At 45.5% G+C, this 18,072-nt stretch carries 18 protein-coding genes; 14 read left to right on the top strand and 4 right to left on the bottom strand.

Annotated features, from left to right (window positions below; translation table 11 throughout):
* Positions 1-64 precede the first annotated feature (64 nt).
* From FS373_RS28150 to FS373_RS28135, 4 genes are all read right to left on the bottom strand, one after another.
* Positions 65-745, bottom strand: coding sequence for a cytochrome c oxidase subunit 3 (locus FS373_RS28150; protein ID WP_152831109.1), 681 nt, complete (start codon positions 743-745; stop codon positions 65-67).
* Positions 745-2,595 (bottom strand): cytochrome c oxidase subunit I, encoded by a 1,851-nt coding sequence (locus tag FS373_RS28145; RefSeq protein WP_227993347.1) that lies wholly within the window; start codon positions 2,593-2,595, stop codon positions 745-747. Before FS373_RS28145 ends, FS373_RS28150 begins: the two co-directional genes overlap by 1 nt.
* Positions 2,592-4,070 (bottom strand): c-type cytochrome, encoded by a 1,479-nt coding sequence (locus FS373_RS32635; RefSeq protein ID WP_144048733.1) that lies wholly within the window; start codon positions 4,068-4,070, stop codon positions 2,592-2,594. Before FS373_RS32635 ends, FS373_RS28145 begins: the two co-directional genes overlap by 4 nt.
* A gap of 248 nt (positions 4,071-4,318) precedes the next feature.
* Positions 4,319-4,876 carry an NAD/FAD-utilizing enzyme gene (locus FS373_RS28135; protein ID WP_144048732.1) on the bottom strand — a complete coding sequence of 186 codons (558 nt, stop codon included), beginning with the start codon at positions 4,874-4,876 and terminating at the stop codon, positions 4,319-4,321.
* A gap of 209 nt (positions 4,877-5,085) precedes the next feature.
* Between FS373_RS28135 and ubiG the strand changes: the two genes are divergently transcribed.
* From ubiG to atpD, 14 genes are all read left to right on the top strand, one after another.
* Positions 5,086-5,874, top strand: a complete 789-nt coding sequence (gene ubiG, locus FS373_RS28130; RefSeq protein ID WP_322619579.1) for a bifunctional 2-polyprenyl-6-hydroxyphenol methylase/3-demethylubiquinol 3-O-methyltransferase UbiG — start codon at positions 5,086-5,088, stop codon at positions 5,872-5,874.
* A 194-nt stretch (positions 5,875-6,068) separates the two neighbouring features.
* Positions 6,069-6,509 (top strand): FMN-binding protein MioC, encoded by a 441-nt coding sequence (gene mioC, locus FS373_RS28125; protein WP_144048730.1) that lies wholly within the window; start codon positions 6,069-6,071, stop codon positions 6,507-6,509.
* 458 nt (positions 6,510-6,967) lie between these two features.
* Positions 6,968-8,860, top strand: a complete 1,893-nt coding sequence (mnmG, locus tag FS373_RS28120) for a tRNA uridine-5-carboxymethylaminomethyl(34) synthesis enzyme MnmG (protein ID WP_152831107.1) — start codon at positions 6,968-6,970, stop codon at positions 8,858-8,860.
* 120 nt (positions 8,861-8,980) lie between these two features.
* Positions 8,981-9,601 carry a 16S rRNA (guanine(527)-N(7))-methyltransferase RsmG gene (gene rsmG, locus FS373_RS28115; RefSeq protein WP_144048728.1) on the top strand — a complete coding sequence of 207 codons (621 nt, stop codon included), beginning with the start codon at positions 8,981-8,983 and terminating at the stop codon, positions 9,599-9,601.
* A gap of 75 nt (positions 9,602-9,676) precedes the next feature.
* A complete protein-coding gene (locus FS373_RS28110; RefSeq protein WP_077755491.1) occupies positions 9,677-10,465 on the top strand; it encodes a ParA family protein in 789 nt (262 codons plus the stop codon).
* A 15-nt stretch (positions 10,466-10,480) separates the two neighbouring features.
* Positions 10,481-11,368, top strand: coding sequence for a ParB/RepB/Spo0J family partition protein (locus FS373_RS28105; protein WP_144048727.1), 888 nt, complete (start codon positions 10,481-10,483; stop codon positions 11,366-11,368).
* 223 nt (positions 11,369-11,591) lie between these two features.
* Complete coding sequence (locus tag FS373_RS28100) at positions 11,592-11,975, top strand: ATP synthase subunit I (RefSeq protein ID WP_152831106.1); 384 nt, start codon at positions 11,592-11,594, stop codon at positions 11,973-11,975.
* A gap of 12 nt (positions 11,976-11,987) precedes the next feature.
* Complete coding sequence (atpB, locus tag FS373_RS28095) at positions 11,988-12,782, top strand: F0F1 ATP synthase subunit A (RefSeq protein WP_144048726.1); 795 nt, start codon at positions 11,988-11,990, stop codon at positions 12,780-12,782.
* A gap of 66 nt (positions 12,783-12,848) precedes the next feature.
* The gene (atpE, locus tag FS373_RS28090) at positions 12,849-13,100 is read left to right on the top strand and encodes a F0F1 ATP synthase subunit C (protein WP_011639455.1); all 252 of its coding nucleotides are present in this window, start codon (positions 12,849-12,851) and stop codon (positions 13,098-13,100) included.
* Positions 13,101-13,137: 37 nt separating this feature from the next.
* On the top strand, positions 13,138-13,608 hold the full coding sequence (atpF, locus tag FS373_RS28085; protein ID WP_013053593.1) for a F0F1 ATP synthase subunit B: 471 nt from the start codon (positions 13,138-13,140) through the stop codon (positions 13,606-13,608).
* 16 nt (positions 13,609-13,624) lie between these two features.
* On the top strand, positions 13,625-14,158 hold the full coding sequence (gene atpH / locus FS373_RS28080; protein ID WP_144048725.1) for a F0F1 ATP synthase subunit delta: 534 nt from the start codon (positions 13,625-13,627) through the stop codon (positions 14,156-14,158).
* 14 nt (positions 14,159-14,172) lie between these two features.
* On the top strand, positions 14,173-15,714 hold the full coding sequence (gene atpA, locus FS373_RS28075) for a F0F1 ATP synthase subunit alpha (RefSeq protein ID WP_144048724.1): 1,542 nt from the start codon (positions 14,173-14,175) through the stop codon (positions 15,712-15,714).
* A gap of 48 nt (positions 15,715-15,762) precedes the next feature.
* Positions 15,763-16,623 (top strand): F0F1 ATP synthase subunit gamma, encoded by an 861-nt coding sequence (gene atpG / locus FS373_RS28070; protein ID WP_144048723.1) that lies wholly within the window; start codon positions 15,763-15,765, stop codon positions 16,621-16,623.
* 35 nt (positions 16,624-16,658) lie between these two features.
* Positions 16,659-18,035 (top strand): F0F1 ATP synthase subunit beta, encoded by a 1,377-nt coding sequence (gene atpD, locus FS373_RS28065; protein ID WP_144048722.1) that lies wholly within the window; start codon positions 16,659-16,661, stop codon positions 18,033-18,035.
* Positions 18,036-18,072 lie beyond the last annotated feature (37 nt).

The following is an 18,072-nucleotide window of genomic DNA, read 5'->3' as shown; positions in this document are numbered from 1 at the left end:
CACTTTTTCCTGTTTATCATCTATGCTCATGTGTTGATTACTACAAACCTTACAATGACAAATCCTACAAACCACACCAGGCTGCGATGGTGTTATAGGTACTGGGTGAAGCCGTCAACAAGGCGAAGATAAACAACCAGAGCAACCAGAGGTAATGCCAATACCAGGCGCATAAGACTAAACTTCGCTGCAATATATCCAGCTTCACTTTGCGGCTAAAAATAACCAGCACCCGAGCCAAAGCAAATAAGCCCCCCAGCAAGTGCAGACCATGAATGGCGGTCAGCATGTAAAAGTAACTGTTGGCCGGATTAGAGTTGATAACAAAACCTTGCAGACTCAGCTGTTGCCATACACTCCACTGACCGAATATGAAGAATAGGGAGAAGATCACACTCAGTGTCAGCAGACCCAGTAACCTGTTGATCTTATCTTCGCTCACCTGGCCGACAGCAAAATGCAGACTCAGGCTAGCCATCAATAACCAGCCCGAATTCACCCATAACCAGATAGGTTGATACAGAGGTGACCAGGGCTCACCACCCAGAGCCTGAAAGTCGGCATATTGAGAACGCGACAGATAAGTCACGCTAAACAGGAAGAAGATGACGGTGACCACGGCGATGAAAAATTTCAGCCCCGTCTTGCCGGGAGAGCTAGGTTGATATTCGATTAAGCCTTGATCCAATGCTCCTGCAGGCTGGGCCAACCAAGGCTTCTCTGTAAGCTTGCTGAAAATGCTCATCAAGCGCCTCCCTTATCATCGTCCGGCTGTGCTTGTTTAATATGGGGAAAAATATCTAGCACAACCTCTTGCTTAACATCTGCTTTAATCTTGCTAGTGCCAGATGTCGGCTCATCCATCATCTCGACCTCTTCCGGAGAAACATTCTGCGGAATAAAATCGGCCTTCACACCAGGTACGCTGTAATCGTAGGCCCAACGATAAACCACAGGGATCTTTTCCCCCCAGTTACCGTGTCTTGGCGGCGTATATTCGGTTTGCCATTCCAAGGTGGTGGCATTCCAGGGATTAGGCCCAGATTTCTTGCCTTTAAAAGTGCTCCAGATGATATTGAACAGGAATATCAGCTGCACTACGCCGACAATCAGTGCAGATATGGTGATACTGGCATTGAGGGATTGAGCCGACTCGGGAATAAACTCGGTTGGCCCCATGGCGAAGTATCGCCGCGGTACCCCGAGAAAACCCAGATAATGCATAGGAAGATAGATAGAATATGTGCCGATGAAGGTCATCCAGAAATGAAACTTACCCAGACCCGTATGGAGGAAACGTCCAGTGACCTTAGGGAACCAATGATAGATGGCGGCGAACAGCACCATGATAGGTGAAACCCCCATCACCATATGAAAATGAGCCACCACAAAGTAGGTATCAGACAGAGGTAAGTCGACCACCACATTACCGAGAAATAGTCCGGTTAATCCGCCGTGAGTAAAGGTGAAGATGAAACCTATGGCGAACATCATCGGCACAGTCATATGTATGTTGCCCCGCCACAGAGTCAAGGACCAGTTATAGACCTTTAGCGCCGTGGGTATGGCGATAATCAAGGTAGTGGTGGCAAAGAAGAAACCAAAATAGGGATTCATGCCGCTGACATACATGTGGTGTGCCCAGACGACAAAACTTAGCCCGCCAATAGCGACGATGGCCCACACCATCATGCGATAACCGAAGATATTTTTTCTGGCATGGGTCGCTATCACATCGGACACCATGCCGAAGGCCGGCAGCGCCACAATATAGACTTCAGGATGACCGAAAAACCAAAATAGATGCTGAAACAAGACCGGACTACCGCCGGTGTAATTGAGAGGCTCACCCAATGACAAGATGGCGGGCATAAAAAAGCTGGTTCCCACTAGCTTATCTAACATCATCATGATGGCACTCACCAATAATGCCGGAAATGCCAACAAGCCTAAAATGGTGGCGGTGAAGATCCCCCAGATAGTTAGCGGCATACGCATCAGGGTCATGCCTCTGGCGCGAGCCTGCAATATGGTAGTGACGTAGTTGAGTCCGCCCATGGTGAAGGCAACAATAAATATCGCCAGAGACACCAACATCAAGATGATACCGCCATCATTTCCCGGTGTGCCGGGTAAGATAGTTTGCGGTGGATACAGGGTCCAGCCAGCGCCAGTCGGGCCTCCGGGAACGAAGAAGCTTGCTAACAGAACGATGACCGCCAGTAAATAGGTCCAGTAACTGAGCATATTAAGGTAGGGAAAAACCATGTCCCTGGCGCCCACCATCAAGGGGATCAAATAATTACCGAAGCCACCGAGAAGTAAGGCGGTGAGCAGATAGATCACCATGATCATGCCATGCATGGTGACAAACTGTAGGTAACTGCTGGGGTCAATAAAGGAGAAACTATCGGGAAAGCCTAGCTGCAAACGCATCATAGCCGACAATGCCAAGGCAACTAAGCCAACGAAGAGAGCCGTGATGGAATACTGAATGGCGATAACCTTATGATCTTGGCTCCAGATATACTTAGTCATAAAGCTGGTGGGATGATGGGACTTGTCGGCTTGATCGACAATGGCGGTATAATTCATCGGCTCACCTCCTGTGTGTTATGGCTCTGGTCTTTGATGATCCGGAATTCAATGCCTCTAACCGCCCTACTCGCCGATTGATGATAACCAGCATCAGAAGCTGGCTTTAATCTGGTGATATAGGCAATAACATCATCTATGGCTTGTTCGTTCTGCAGTAATCGCGACATCATAATCATCTGAGTGCCGTAGAGATCTTCTCGATGAGCACCGCGGATGCTGGCTCGATAATTTTGTAGCTGACGCTTGAGATACCAGGCATGTTGCCCCGCTAATCTGGGAGCATTAAGGGCAAACTTACCTTCAGCCTTGTCACCATGGCAGTATGCACAGTTAGTAAATAGCCGTTGACCGCTCTCTATGGATCGAGCCAGAGGACCGTTATTCACCGCGGCAGGAAAGATAGCCAGAGCAGGCAAGGATGCAATATAAGCCGTGACATCTTTTACCGCTTTAGCATCGACTAAGGTATTGGCCATAGCGGCCATCTGCTGACCATAAATATCCTGCTGGTGGCTGCCACGAACCTGACTCTTGTAATAGTTAAGCTGGCGCGTTAAATACCAGGCTGGCTGGCCCGCCAACATAGGTGCATTGAGCGTTTCATTACCCTGAGCCTTATTGCCATGACAGACGGCGCAGCTAGCATATAAATTTTGACCTAACTGCAGATCCCCCGCTGGGGCGTCGAGTGACTCTCTGAAGGTTAACTGTTTATCCAGCCAAGCTTGATAGTCTTGGGCCGTGTCCACCACAATCTGGCCTCGCATGGTGTAGTGAGCCATGCCGCATAACTCCTCACACAACATCTCGAAACGACCAAGCCGTGTAGGCGTAAACCAAAGGTAGGTCTCGATCCCGGGCACCAGATCCATCTTGACCCTAAATTGCGGCACAGCGAAGTTATGTAATACATCTTTAGATCGCATCAACACCTTGACCGGCTGATCCAGCAAGATATGCATCACATTGCTGGGGATCAAAATGTCATCTTGAGCATTAATATCATCGGGATTAAGACCGAAAGGGTTTTTCTCATCCATCAAGTCGACGGCGCTTTGGCCTAAGACACCATCTTTACCAGGTAATCGATAACTCCAATGCCACTGCTGACCCACGACCTCGAATGTCTCTGCATTGTCGGGAACCGTGACAAAATCCCCCCAGACGATCAATCCGGGAGCAAGCATGGCCGCCACTCCGATAGTCGTAAACACAGTGAGCCAAACTTCGAGTTTCTTATTCTCTGGTTCATAATCGGCACGTTTGTTTTTATCAAAACGAAAGCGGAAAACACAATAAGCGAGAAAGCCATTTACCGCGATAAAGACGATACCTGTGATCCAGAAGGTGATAGTGATGGTATCGTCGATGGCGGTCCAATTGGACGCGATCGGTGTAAACCACCAAGGGCTTGCGAAGTGAAATACCACAGATACGAGTACTAATAACAGGATAACAACCGCTATAGCCATGCCACCCATCCCTATAAAATCTAGCCTCACACGCCTACTAAGAGAAGATGTGTAGCGACCAGACTGAAAAACAACCAGATAATTCAGTTTTTCTGACTAAATATACTTATTAAGATAGACCATATTTTGCATTCTCTCCTGATCTCGGGCTAAACATCAGCAATAAAAAAAGCGCCTCAATGGCGCTTAATCGTGACAAACACAGTCATGCTTCGGCATGAAATATGGGCAAGCTTTAAGACTTAGATTTAGGGCATGGTCTTCATGAAACTGTGGAACTTATCTTGCCAGCGAACCACCCAATGTGGGGTCGCCGCTCCCAACCCCGCAGGCTCTAACTTTGGATGAGCATTAATAATCTTGGCAAAGACGGGCTCCTGATTAGGGTCGACATCGACAAATAGCACATGTTTGCCCTTATGAAGTAGCTCCTGAAATCGTTCGAAATGTACATTTGGTTTCTGTATACCGATAAAACCGCCTTCCCAGGTACAGAAACCCAGTATCACTATGGCTAGAAAGATAAACGGTAGCCAACCCGCCGCACTCTCGGTCCAGCCCATCTCATAAGCAAGCATCAAGGTCGCGGATGAGATAACAAAGCCTATCACGGCACCTATTTCAGTCGAATGAACCACATCCTGCTTTAACACAGGCTCAACTTCATGCAGATGATGATTTTCGACATCGGCATCTTGTTCACTCAATATATGTATCTGTGGTTCTGTTATCCCTTCGGCCTCGAGCTCCTGTTCTACCTTTTCTAGATCGTCGAGATCACTGGTAATAAAGTAATGTCTTAACATGCCCTTACCCTCACAATAGATCTTTTCATTCTTTAGGTGATACCTTGAACGGGTATCTCAAGTAATGAAATTGATACCTCAAGTATAGCAGTGATTCATTATTCGCTAATATGTGCAACAGAGCGGATAAGCAGCTGTGATAAGGAATAAATAGAATGAGGAAGACTTGGTATAATCATATTAATGACTAATTTTGAGCAAAATATATTGTGTTAGACAGAAGCAAATTAACTTGTAGTCACAGTACGGGCCTTGATACGGCTAAAGAAATCGCTAAGTTTGATCGCTTAGCCGAAGAGTGGCGCGATCCCAAGGGAAAATTCAAACAGGTATTGGCATTTAACCAGACACGGTTAATCGCCATCGAGAAGATGATAGCTCAGCACTTAGCCCGCGATCTTAATAATCCAGATCCTCTGGCAGGTCTAAGTTTACTGGATATAGGCTGTGGTGCAGGACTCCTATGTGAGCCTTTAGCCGAACTTGGCGCAGACGTCACAGGGATAGATGCCAGCGAAAACAACATATTAGTCGCTAGCCAACATGCTAAAAAAAATTATATATCTGTGAATTACATTCATTGTTTAGCCAGTGACCTTGAAGATAAAGCCGAAACTAATCGATACGACATAGTGCTTAATACCGAAGTCATAGAGCATGTCGCCGATCAACAAGGATTAATAGATACCTGCTGTAAGCTACTAAAACCCGGTGGTTTATTGGTAATGGCGACCCTAAATCGAACCATAACATCATATATAGTTGGTATCATTGGCGCCGAATATGTCATGAGGTACCTCCCCATAGGCACACATGAATGGCGCTATTTCGTAAAACCACAGGAGATATCGGCCATGCTCTCGAAACAAGGTCTCGAGACAATAAATGTAACAGGTATGACGTTTAACCCTTTCACTAAACACTGGTCTGTAAACCAGAATACTCGGGTTAACTACTTACTTTTCGCAGCAAAACCATCTGATATCTCATCCGTTTAGTTCAGGCTGCGAGTCATAATCAGCTAGATTCCAGATGTAAATCCCACTAACTAGCAAGATCCAAGCAGGCTTTTCACTTACTATTAAAGCCAATTGGGAAGCATCTCTGGTCACTTATAGAGTCAAACTTGGCCTGTTCAGCACTATATACCAACCCTATTAAACAGACATAGCAGTAAGAATAAGGAAACAAGATGGCAAAAATAGACATATTAGTAGGCACAACTCTGGGTAATGCTGAGTACGTTGCCGACGAATTCTCGGCAGTTTTAAGCGGATTAGGCCATGAAAATGTCATACATATGACCCCTAAATTCACCGATCTTAACCTAAAATCATTGTGGCTGATCGTCTCTTCTACACACGGTGCAGGGGATCTTCCGGACAATATAATGCCATTTTTAGAGGAGATCTTGTCTCAAAAACCCGATCTTAGCGGTACTAAATATGCGATTTGTGCGATCGGAGATTCGAGTTACGACACTTTCTGTCAGGGACCGGAAAAATTAGCTCAAGCATTGGAGAGTTGCGGTGCACAAGTCTATGTGGATAAGATCCAGATCGATGTGCAATACGATCATGTACCAGAAGATCCCGCACTGGCTTGGTTAGAGCAATGGCAAGATCGTCTTTAAGATCTTTTTAGAGGATAAGTTAAGGATCGGCTCACAGATTAGATCTAACTTATCCACATATTATGATCTAAAATGATAAATATGTGGATAACCTATTATTTTCTTCTGATTAAGCTCTGTATTATTCAAGGTCCGATCCGGTCAAGGATCCACCCTGTGGATAAGTGGTCGATCTACCCACAGGCTTATATTAGTTTGATCATAATAAGATCACAGGATCTGATCCTTGCTAACTCATGAATTATAAAGGAAAAAAGCGGTTACCCACAGAAGATCGCTCCCTTAATAGTAACAATAATAAAGGATCTATATAAAGATCTTAAGATCTATTAAGCAGATCCACTTGCGATCAAACGATCGAAAATGATCTTTCACCTTGGGTCCATCAGGTGCTAAAATATGCACCTCAAATTCACATTAGTTCTTTATCGACGTCAGTTTTAATTTAAGGTTTTGTAATGCATTTTCATGAACGGTTCGATGTAATTGTTGTTGGTGGTGGTCATGCCGGTACGGAAGCAGCCCTGGCCGCAGCAAGAATGGGATCAAACACCCTGTTGCTGACACATAACATCGATACCTTAGGACAGATGTCCTGTAATCCTGCGATTGGCGGGATCGGCAAAGGACACTTGGTAAAAGAGATTGATGCATTGGGCGGAGCTATGGCTGTAGCCACTGATTTTGCAGGCATTCAATTTCGAACCCTCAACTCAAGCAAGGGACCGGCGGTAAGAGCCACTCGAGCACAGGCTGATAGAACACTCTACCGAGCTAAGATCCAACAGATACTGCAAAACCAACCGAATTTAAGATTGTTTCAGCAAGGCGTCGATGACCTGATTGTTGAAAACGGCCGTGTCACCGGAGTAGTCACTCAGATAGGACTCGCCTTCGAAGCTCCTACCGTTGTCTTGACTGCAGGTACCTTCCTCAGTGGTAAGATCCACATAGGAATGCAAAACTACAGCGGCGGACGAGCCGGTGATCCACCATCGATCGCCCTCGCCGATCGTTTACGTGAACTACCGATCCGTATTGGTCGATTAAAGACGGGTACCCCACCAAGAATCGATGCCAATACCATAAATTTCGATCTTATGGCCGAGCAGAAAGGCGATACACCCTTGCCGGTTATGTCGTTTATCGGTGATGTAAAAGATCATCCTCGCCAAATCTCTTGTTATGTGACTCATACCAATGAGCGTACTCATGACATTATTCGCGGTGGTCTGGATCGTAGCCCTATGTATTCAGGGGTTATCGAAGGTATAGGTCCACGTTATTGCCCTTCTATTGAAGATAAGATTAATCGTTTCGCCGATAAGACATCTCATCAAATCTTTATCGAACCCGAAGGGCTCAATACCAATGAGATCTATCCAAATGGTATTTCAACCAGTCTGCCCTTCGATGTACAACTGGATCTGGTTAGATCAATCAAGGGAATGGAGAATGCACAGATCATTCGTCCTGGTTACGCTATCGAATATGATTATTTTGATCCCAGAGATCTGAAGAACTCTTTAGAGACTAAATCGATCGGCGGACTCTTCTTTGCAGGACAGATTAACGGTACAACAGGTTACGAAGAAGCTGCTGCTCAAGGGTTATTGGCTGGCATGAATGCATCTTTACAGGTTCAGGGTAAAGAATCTTGGGCTCCTCGTCGCGATCAGGCTTATTTAGGCGTTTTGGTTGACGATCTTTCGACTCTTGGCACCAAAGAGCCTTACCGTATGTTCACCAGCCGCGCCGAGTATCGCTTATTGCTTCGTGAAGACAATGCAGATCTGCGTCTGACCGAGAAAGGGCGGGAGTTTGGCTTGGTCGATGATAACCGCTGGAGTCAGTTTAGTGAGAAGCGTGAGTCTATCGAGTTGGAGTTGCAACGTTTAAGGGGCCTGTGGGTTCACCCTAATTCACCTCTGTTAGATGTGCTAAATCCTGAATTGAATACGCCAATTTCACGCGAAGCGTCTTTCGAAGATCTACTTCGTCGTCCTGAGATGGATTACCCTAAATTAATGAGTCTTGAAGGCTTTGGTCCTGGACTCGAAGATCAACGCGCCGCTGAGCAAGTACAAATCCAGATTAAATATTCTGGTTATATTCAGCGCCAGCAAGATGAAATAGACAAGGCACTTAAACATGAGACTACCGGACTGCCGTTAGATCTGGATTATCAAGAAGTGCCGGGATTGTCGAATGAAGTGATCGCTAAGATGAATGAACATAAGCCTGAAACCATAGGTCAGGCGTCGAGAATTTCGGGGATGACCCCGGCTGCTATCTCGATTTTATTAGTTCATCTGAAGAGACGTGGTTTACTTCGCAGAAAAGCTTCGTAAATTTTTACTCTTTTTCATGAATTGTTAGTAAGGGAAGCGCTAAAGGCTTCCCTTACTGTTTTGACGGCTTCATAATAGTCTGTTCATGCCGATTTAAGTTTGTTATTAAGGATTAATCCCGTGTTATCAGCCCTATTAGATGAATATCTAGCTGAAATGAATTTGACTGCCACCGAGCAGCAGAAAAAACAGCTGGTTGGATTTGTTGAGATGCTCAACAAATGGAATAAGGCGTATAACCTGACATCGGTTAGAGATCCTGAGCAGATGTTGATCAGGCATATCATGGATAGTCTGGCTGTGTCGGCACATCTGGTGGGTGAACGCTTCATCGATGTTGGCACCGGACCGGGTTTACCCGGGATCCCGTTGGCGATAATGAATCCAGATAAACATTTCGTTTTATTGGATAGCTTAGGCAAGCGAATTCGCTTCCAAAAACAGGTTCAGTTTGATCTGGGTATCGATAATATTAGCTCTGTAGAGAGTCGTGTCGAAGCCTATGAGCCTGAAGAAAAATTTGATGGCGTGCTCAGTCGAGCCTTCGCCTCTATCGAAGACATGTTGCACTGGTGTCATCATCTGCCGGCGGATAACGGCTGTTATTACGCACTTAAGGGTCAATTGGCCGAAGATGAAATGACAAAAATTCCTGAGGGTTACGAGCTCACTGATGTCATTGAGCTGAGTGTCCCCCGTCTGGATGAACAGAGACACTTGCTAAGAGTCGTTAAAAAGTAGTGTTTCAGTTGCTTTCTTATAGTGATTCAAGCAACTTGGTATTGGATTCAATTACGCGACATACAGGATGGTATTGTGGGTAAAGTGATTGCCGTGGCTAACCAGAAAGGTGGTGTCGGAAAAACAACAACTTGTGTCAACTTAGCAGCATCTTTGGCCGCCACAAAGCGCAAAGTGCTGTTAATTGATCTCGATCCCCAGGGGAATGCGACCATGGGAAGTGGTATCGACAAGTACAGTGTCGAGAATACCGCTTATGAGTTGTTAGTCGATGAAAAATCTTTCGATGAAGTTGTCTATAGAGATACGAGCGGAAAATATGATCTGATCGCGGGTAACGGTGATGTTACTGCGGCAGAGATCAAGTTAATGGAGTTCTTCGCCCGTGAAATTAGATTAAGAAATGCATTAGCACCGATTAAAGACGATTACGACTACATCTTTATTGATTGTCCTCCCTCACTGAACATGCTGACGGTGAATGCCATGTCGGCTGCAGATTCGGTTCTGGTTCCTATGCAGTGTGAATATTATGCACTCGAGGGCTTAACAGCTTTAATGGATACCATCAGTAAGATTGGCGCCATGGTTAATCCTGGTCTGCATATCGAAGGGATACTGCGTACCATGTACGACCCCAGAAACCGTCTGGCTAATGATGTATCCGATCAGCTTAAGCAGCATTTCGGCGAAAAAGTTTATCGTACCGTCATTCCAAGGAATGTCAGGCTGGCTGAGGCGCCGAGCTTTGGTGCTCCGGCCATGTATTACGACAAATCGAGTGCCGGCGCTAAGGCTTATTTAGCCCTGGCAGGCGAAATCATTCGCAGAGCGGAACAGCATCAAGAGCTAGAACAAGCTTAAATAAAGGCAGTGGAAATGACATTGAAAAAACGTGGACTGGGTAAAGGCCTGGATGCATTACTCAGTACTAGCCATGCGGCAAGTAAGAAACTTTATTCAGCTGAAGAAGCCGCTGAAGTGACGGCTAAAACAGATGACCTGTTAATGCTGGCCATAGATTTGATGCAGCCTGGTAAGTACCAACCGCGTAAAGATATGTCGACCGAGGCGCTCGAAGAGCTTGCCGAGTCGATAAAGGCTCAAGGCATCATTCAGCCGATTGTCGTGCGTAAAGTTTCTGCGACCATGTTTGAGATCATTGCCGGCGAACGTCGCTGGCGTGCGGCTCAAATAGCTAAGCTGGATAAGGTGCCTTGTATCGTCAAGCAGGTGCCTGATGAAGCCGCTGTCGCCATCTCACTAATCGAAAATATTCAGCGTGAAGACCTCAATGCAATGGAGGAAGCGATTGCATTAGATCGATTAATGCGCGAATTTGAGCTGACTCATCAACAAATTGCTACTGCTGTGGGAAAATCTCGCGCGACAGTGTCTAATTTACTGCGTCTCAATGGCCTCAATGAGCCTGTAAAACGCATGTTAGAATATGGTGACATCGACATGGGGCACGCCAGAGCATTACTCGCCATCGAGGGTGATGAGCAAACAAATATTGCCAGATTAGTCGCAGCTAAAGAATTAACCGTTCGAGAAACTGAACGTTTAGTCACCAAAACACTAAACCCACCAAAAATCACCGATAAACCCGTAAAAGATCACGATGTCACCCGCCTGGAAGGCCTGTTAGTCGAAAGATTAGGTGCTAAGGTCTCAATTACCCATAATAAAAAAGGTAAAGGCAAACTGGTAATTAATTATCAGGATCTAGCTGAATTAGACGGTATTATCAATAAAATCCACTAAAAATCCCAAGTTAACGTCATATTATGTAATTTTGTGACATGTGTTAAATTTACGGTTTTGCATATTTGGCGTTAGATCACGTTAAAAGAGTCGATTTTCCTCAGCTTAAACTTGCTTTGAAGGCCCGAAAAGGTATACTTTCGCAAGCTTTTTGTCCATCGTCATGTCTGGATTTATGTAGTCCGGTCATAGAAACAAAAAGTATTAATGCGGAGAAGATGAATTGAGTAAGATTTTAGCACGTCGTGGCCGGTGGTCTGCCTATAAATTGGTTTTGATGCAGGCGGCGGTGGCTGGGGGTGCTTCGGTTTTCTTTTTCGCTCTGTGGGGAGTTCAGTATGGCTTATCTGCTTTGGCAGGTGCTGCTATCGCTGTACTTCCTAATTTTGTATTCGCAACCCTAGCTTTCTCTCATACGGGAGCAAGTTCATCGGCAAAAGTTGTTAAAACTTTTTACTGGGGGGAAGCGGTAAAGTTGCTGTTAACCATAGCTATGTTTTCGTTCGTGTTTATCAATTGGAAAGTTGGGTTTATGCCACTTTTTGTTTGTTATACATTAGCGTTAATAGTGCATTGGACGGCTCCTTTATTTTTCAAGCAAAGTTAAGTGGGATGAATCATGGCTGCAACTGGTGAAGCGTTAACACCGCAGGGCTATATCCAGCACCACCTTACCAACTTAAGTGTTGGTGAAGGCTTCTGGACATGGCACATTGATTCGTTGTTCTTTTCGGTTGGGCTTGGTGTTCTGTTCTTATGGCTATTCCGTAGCGTTGGTAAGAAGGCAACTACTGGTGTTCCCGGCAAACTTCAATGTTTTGTCGAAATGATCATCGAGTTTGTCGACTCTAGCGTGAAAGAAACCTTCCATGGCCGCAATCCTGTTATTGCTCCGTTGGCACTGACTATTTTTGTTTGGGTATTCATGATGAACTTCATGGATATGGTTCCAGTTGACTGGATCCCATCACTGGCTGCTGCAGCTGGTATCCCTTACATGAAAGTCGTACCAACGACCGACTTAAACATTACCTTTAGCATGGCTATCGGCGTGTTTTTGCTGATTATTTACTACAGCATTAAAGTCAAAGGCGTATCAGGTTTTGTTAAAGAGCTGACTATGCAGCCTTTTAACCATTGGACAATGATACCCGTCAACTTCTTGTTAGAATCAGTTACTTTGATCGCTAAGCCAATCTCATTGGCACTGCGTCTGTTTGGTAACTTATATGCAGGTGAGTTGATATTCATCCTTATTGCGTTGATGTACGGTGGAAATATGGCGCTTTCAGCTCTAGGTGTAACTTTACAGCTAGGTTGGTTGATCTTCCATATTTTGGTTATTACCTTACAGGCGTTTATCTTCATGATGTTGACCATTGTTTACTTAAGCATGGCACATGAAGATCATTAGGGATTGCTGTAAAACTTTTTTTACTAAATCATAAACTAACTAGATTTAGAATATTTGGAGATAGAGATGGAAACTGTATTAGGCATGACAGCTATCGCTGTTGCTCTACTAATTGGTATGGGTGCTCTTGGTACCGCTATCGGTTTTGGCCTACTAGGTGGCAAGTTCTTGGAAGGCGCTGCGCGTCAACCAGAAATGGCTCCTATGCTGCAAGTTAAAATGTTCATTGTTGCGGGTCTTTTAGATGCGGTAACTATGATCGGTGTTGGTATCGCATTATTCATGCTTTTCACTAACCCTCTTGGTGCAATGCTGTAATAAACGCTTCTGTCTTTAAACTAAATAGGAGGCTGTTGTGAATATCAACGCTACCCTAATCGGTCAGACGGTTGCCTTTATTCTCTTCGTGTGGTTCTGCATGAAGTTTGTTTGGCCACCTTTGATGAATGCCATCGAAGAGCGCCAAAAAAGGATTGCCGACGGTTTAGCTGATGCTGACCGCGCCGTAAAAGACCTTGAGTTGGCACAGGCGAAAGCCACTGACCAGCTAAAAGAAGCTAAAGCTACTGCTAACGAGATCATTGAGCAAGCGAACAAACGCAAAGCTCAGATCGTCGATGAAGCAAAAGCCGAAGCAGATACTGAGCGTGCGAAAATCATCGCTCAGGGTCAAGCAGAAATTGAAGCTGAACGTAATCGCGTTAAAGAAGACTTGCGTAAGCAAGTTGCTGCTCTTGCCATTGCTGGCGCAGAGAAGATTCTTGAACGTTCGATTGATGAAGCCGCCCACAGTGACATAGTTAATAAACTAGTTGCTGAACTTTAAATAAGGAGTTTGAGTTATGGCTGAAATAACTACCATCGCTCGTCCTTACGCAAAGGCAGCTTTTGACTTTGCCATTGAACAAAATGCAGTAGACAGTTGGGCAGAAATGCTGAACTTCGCGGCTATGGTGAGTGAAAACGACACCATAAAGCCTCTGCTATCTGGCGCACTTTCCAGTGATAAACTGGGCGAACTCTTTATCGGAGTTTGTGGTGAGCAGATCAATGTGCAAGTTCAAAATCTGTTAAAGGTAATGGCTGAAAACGGTCGTTTAGTAACGCTACCTGCTGTATTTCAACTATTTGTTGAGATGAAACATGAATGGGCAAAAGAGATTGAAGCTAATGTAGTTTCAGCGATTGAGCTTACTTCAGTTCAGCAACAGGATATTAGTGTTTCTTTAGAGAAACGTCTAGCACGCAAAGTTAAGCTTAATTGCAGCATAGATGCCAGCCTTATAGCTGGTGTAATTATCACGGCAGGAGACCTAGTCATAGATGGCTCGGTTCGCGGAAAAATTTCGCGTCTGTCTGATTCGCTGCAATCGTAATTGGGAGTTTGAGCATGCAACTGAATTCCACTGAAATCAGCGATCTGATTAAACAGCGGATCGAGCAGTTCGAAGTCGTTAGTGAAGCTCGCAACGAAGGTACAATCGTTGCAGTAAGTGACGGCATCATTCGCATCCACGGCCTAGCCGACGTGATGCAGGGTGAGATGATCGAGCTGCCTGGTAACCGTTATGCAATCGCGTTGAACTTAGAACGTGATTCTGTCGGTGCCGTAGTAATGGGTCCTTATGCCACTTTGGCAGAAGGCGACAAAGTAAAAACAACTGGTCGTATTTTGGAAGTCCCAGTTGGCCGTGGTCTATTAGGCCGCGTAGTCAACACATTGGGTGAGCCAATCGACGGAAAAGGACCTGTCGATCACGATGGTTTCTCTCCTGTTGAAGTAATCGCACCAGGTGTTATTGAACGTAAGTCAGTATCTCAGCCAGTTCAAACTGGTTATAAAGCCGTTGACTCTATGATCCCAATCGGTCGTGGACAACGTGAATTGATCATTGGTGATCGCCAAATCGGTAAAACCGCTTTAGCAATCGATGCCATCATCAATCAAAAAGATACTGGTATCAAGTGTGTATACGTAGCTGTAGGGCAGAAAGCTTCTACTGTCGCTAACGTTGTACGTAAGCTTGAAGAGCACGGCGCATTAGCGAACACCATTGTTGTTGTTGCTACAGCTTCTGAAGCTGCTGCACTACAATACTTGGCTCCATACTCTGGCTGTTCAATGGGTGAGTACTTCCGCGACCGCGGTGAAGATTCACTGATTGTCTATGATGATCTTTCTAAGCAAGCAGTTGCTTACCGTCAGATCTCATTGTTGCTTAAGCGTCCACCAGGACGTGAAGCATACCCAGGTGATGTATTCTATCTTCACTCTCGTCTGTTAGAACGTGCTTCACGTGTTAACGTTGAGTATGTTGAGAAGTTCACTAAAGGTGAAGTTAAAGGCCAGACTGGTTCTTTAACTGCTCTACCAATTATTGAAACTCAAGCGGGTGATGTATCTGCATTCGTACCGACTAACGTAATTTCGATTACCGATGGTCAGATCTTCCTTGAAACTGATCTGTTTAACTCTGGACTACGTCCTGCTGTTAACCCAGGTATCTCGGTTTCTCGTGTTGGTGGTGCGGCTCAGACTAAGATCATCAAGAAACTGTCTGGCGGTATTCGTAGCGCACTAGCACAGTATCGTGAGCTTGCAGCGTTCTCACAATTTGCATCTGACTTAGATGATGCAACTCGTGCTCAACTTGAGCATGGTGAGCGTGTTACCGAACTTATGAAGCAAAAGCAATACGCACCTATGAGCGTTGCCGATCAAGCTGTGTCTATTTTCTCAGCTGAAAAAGGTTACCTCCAGAGCGTTGAGCTGAATAAAATCGGTGATTTCGAAGCATCTCTGCTCTCATATATGAACAGCGAGCATGCTGACCTGATGAAGACCATCAACGAGACTGGCGATTACAATGCCGACATCGAAGGTGAGTTGAAGGCTGGCCTCGATAAGTTCGTCGAAACCCAAACCTGGTAAATCGAAGAGGTGTCGTAAGGCACCTCAGGTCCAGATTGGAGAGTAAAGATGGCTAACGCTAAAGAGATTAAAACCAAGATCGCGAGTGTTCAAAACACTCAGAAGATCACGTCTGCAATGGAAATGGTTGCCGCGAGCAAAATGCGTAAAGCACAAGAGCGCATGGCAGCGAGTCGTCCATATGCAGAAAATATGCGTAAGGTGATCGGTCACGTGGCGCAAGGTTCTCTCGAATATAAGCATCCATATTTGGAAGTGAGAGAGGCTAAGCGTGTTGGTTACATAGTTGTGTCAACCGACCGTGGTCTTTGTGGTGGTCTGAACGTCAACCTTTTCAAGAAGGTTGTCGCAGACGTGAAGAAGCAACGTGCAGCCGGAGCAGAAGTTGAATTCTGCGCCATTGGTGCACGTAGCATACAATTCTTCAATAGCTTTGGCGGCCCAGTATCTGCTTCTGCATCGGCTTTAGGCGACGCTCCGTCGTTGAAAGATCTGATTGGAACAGTACGTGTCATGCTAGAAGCATACAACGAAGGCAAGCTGGATCGTCTGTACGTGGTATTTAACAAGTTCGTTAATACCATGAGCCAGACGCCTGTGATCGAGCAGCTGCTACCTTTGCCTAAGTCAGAAAGTGATGTGAAAACACATCGCTGGGATTACCTGTACGAGCCAGATCCAAAAGAACTTTTGGATACCTTACTGGTACGTTATGTGGAGTCTCAAGTTTACCAAGGTGTTGTCGAGAATATTGCATCTGAACAGGCGGCTCGTATGGTCGCCATGAAAGCTGCAACAGACAATGCTGGTGATCTTATCACTGACTTGGAGTTGGTCTATAACAAGGCTCGTCAGGCTGCGATTACGCAGGAACTGTCGGAAATTGTTTCAGGTGCCGCTGCCGTTTAGGCTAGGTAACGAATACAAGTTTTAGAGGATTAATCATGAGCACAGGTACTGTTGTCCAAGTTATTGGCGCGGTTGTGGACGTTGAGTTTCCACAAGATGCTGTACCTCAGATATATGACGCTCTAGAGATCAAAAGTGAAGGCTTGGTGCTGGAAGTTCAGCAGCAAATCGGTGGCGGTGTAGTTCGTACTATCGCCATGGGTTCTTCAGATGGTCTGCGTCGTGGTCTTGAGGTGACAAACACAGGTTCTCCAATTACTGTTCCGGTTGGGTCTGTGACCCTAGGCCGTATCATGAACGTATTGGGCGAGCCTATTGATGAAGCGGGTCCAATTGGTGGAACAGATCGCTATGTGATCCACCGTGAAGCTCCTACATTTGAAGACCAATCAAGCTCGACTGAACTTTTAGAGACTGGCATCAAGGTTATTGACCTTATCTGTCCGTTTGCTAAGGGTGGTAAAGTTGGACTGTTTGGTGGTGCTGGTGTTGGTAAGACCGTCAACATGATGGAACTTATTAACAACATCGCTAAAGCACACTCTGGTTTATCAGTATTTGCCGGTGTAGGTGAGCGTACTCGTGAGGGTAACGATTTCTACTACGAGATGGAAGATTCTGGTGTTCTCGATAAAGTGGCCATGGTTTATGGTCAAATGAACGAGCCTCCAGGAAACCGTCTACGTGTGGCACTTACCGGTCTGACTATGGCTGAGAAGTTCCGTGACGAAGGTAAAGATGTTCTTTTCTTCGTTGATAACATCTATCGTTACACCTTAGCGGGTACTGAAGTATCTGCACTGCTGGGCCGTATGCCTTCAGCGGTAGGTTACCAGCCAACTTTGGCTGAAGAGATGGGTGTACTTCAGGAACGTATTACATCGACTAAATCAGGGTCTATTACCTCTGTGCAAGCCGTATACGTACCTGCGGATGATTTAACGGATCCGTCACCAGCAACAACTTTCGCTCACTTAGATGCGACTATTGTATTGTCACGTAACATCGCTTCTATGGGTATTTACCCAGCGGTTGACCCATTGGATTCGACTTCACGTCAATTGGATCCTCTGGTTGTTGGTCAAGAGCACTATGATGTTGCTAACGGTGTACAAACCGTACTTCAGCGCTATAAAGAGCTGAAAGATATTATTGCGATTCTAGGTATGGATGAATTATCTGATGAAGATAAGACTACCGTAGCTCGTGCTCGTAAGATTGAAAAATATCTTTCACAGCCTTTCTTCGTAGCTGAAGTATTCACCGGTTCTCCAGGTAAGTACGTTTCTCTTAAAGACACAATCCGTGGCTTTAAGGGCATTCTAGAGGGTGAGTTCGATCATCTTCCTGAGCAAGCGTTCTACATGGTTGGTTCAATCGACGAAGCCGTTGAGAAAGCTAACAAAAAATAACTAGGTGCTCTGCAAATGCAGGGTACTAGTTTAAGGA

This window comes from Shewanella sp. YLB-07 (assembly GCF_009377275.1).
Note: the sequence above shows the minus strand (reverse complement) of the source record. Positions and strands in the feature narration are given on the sequence as shown.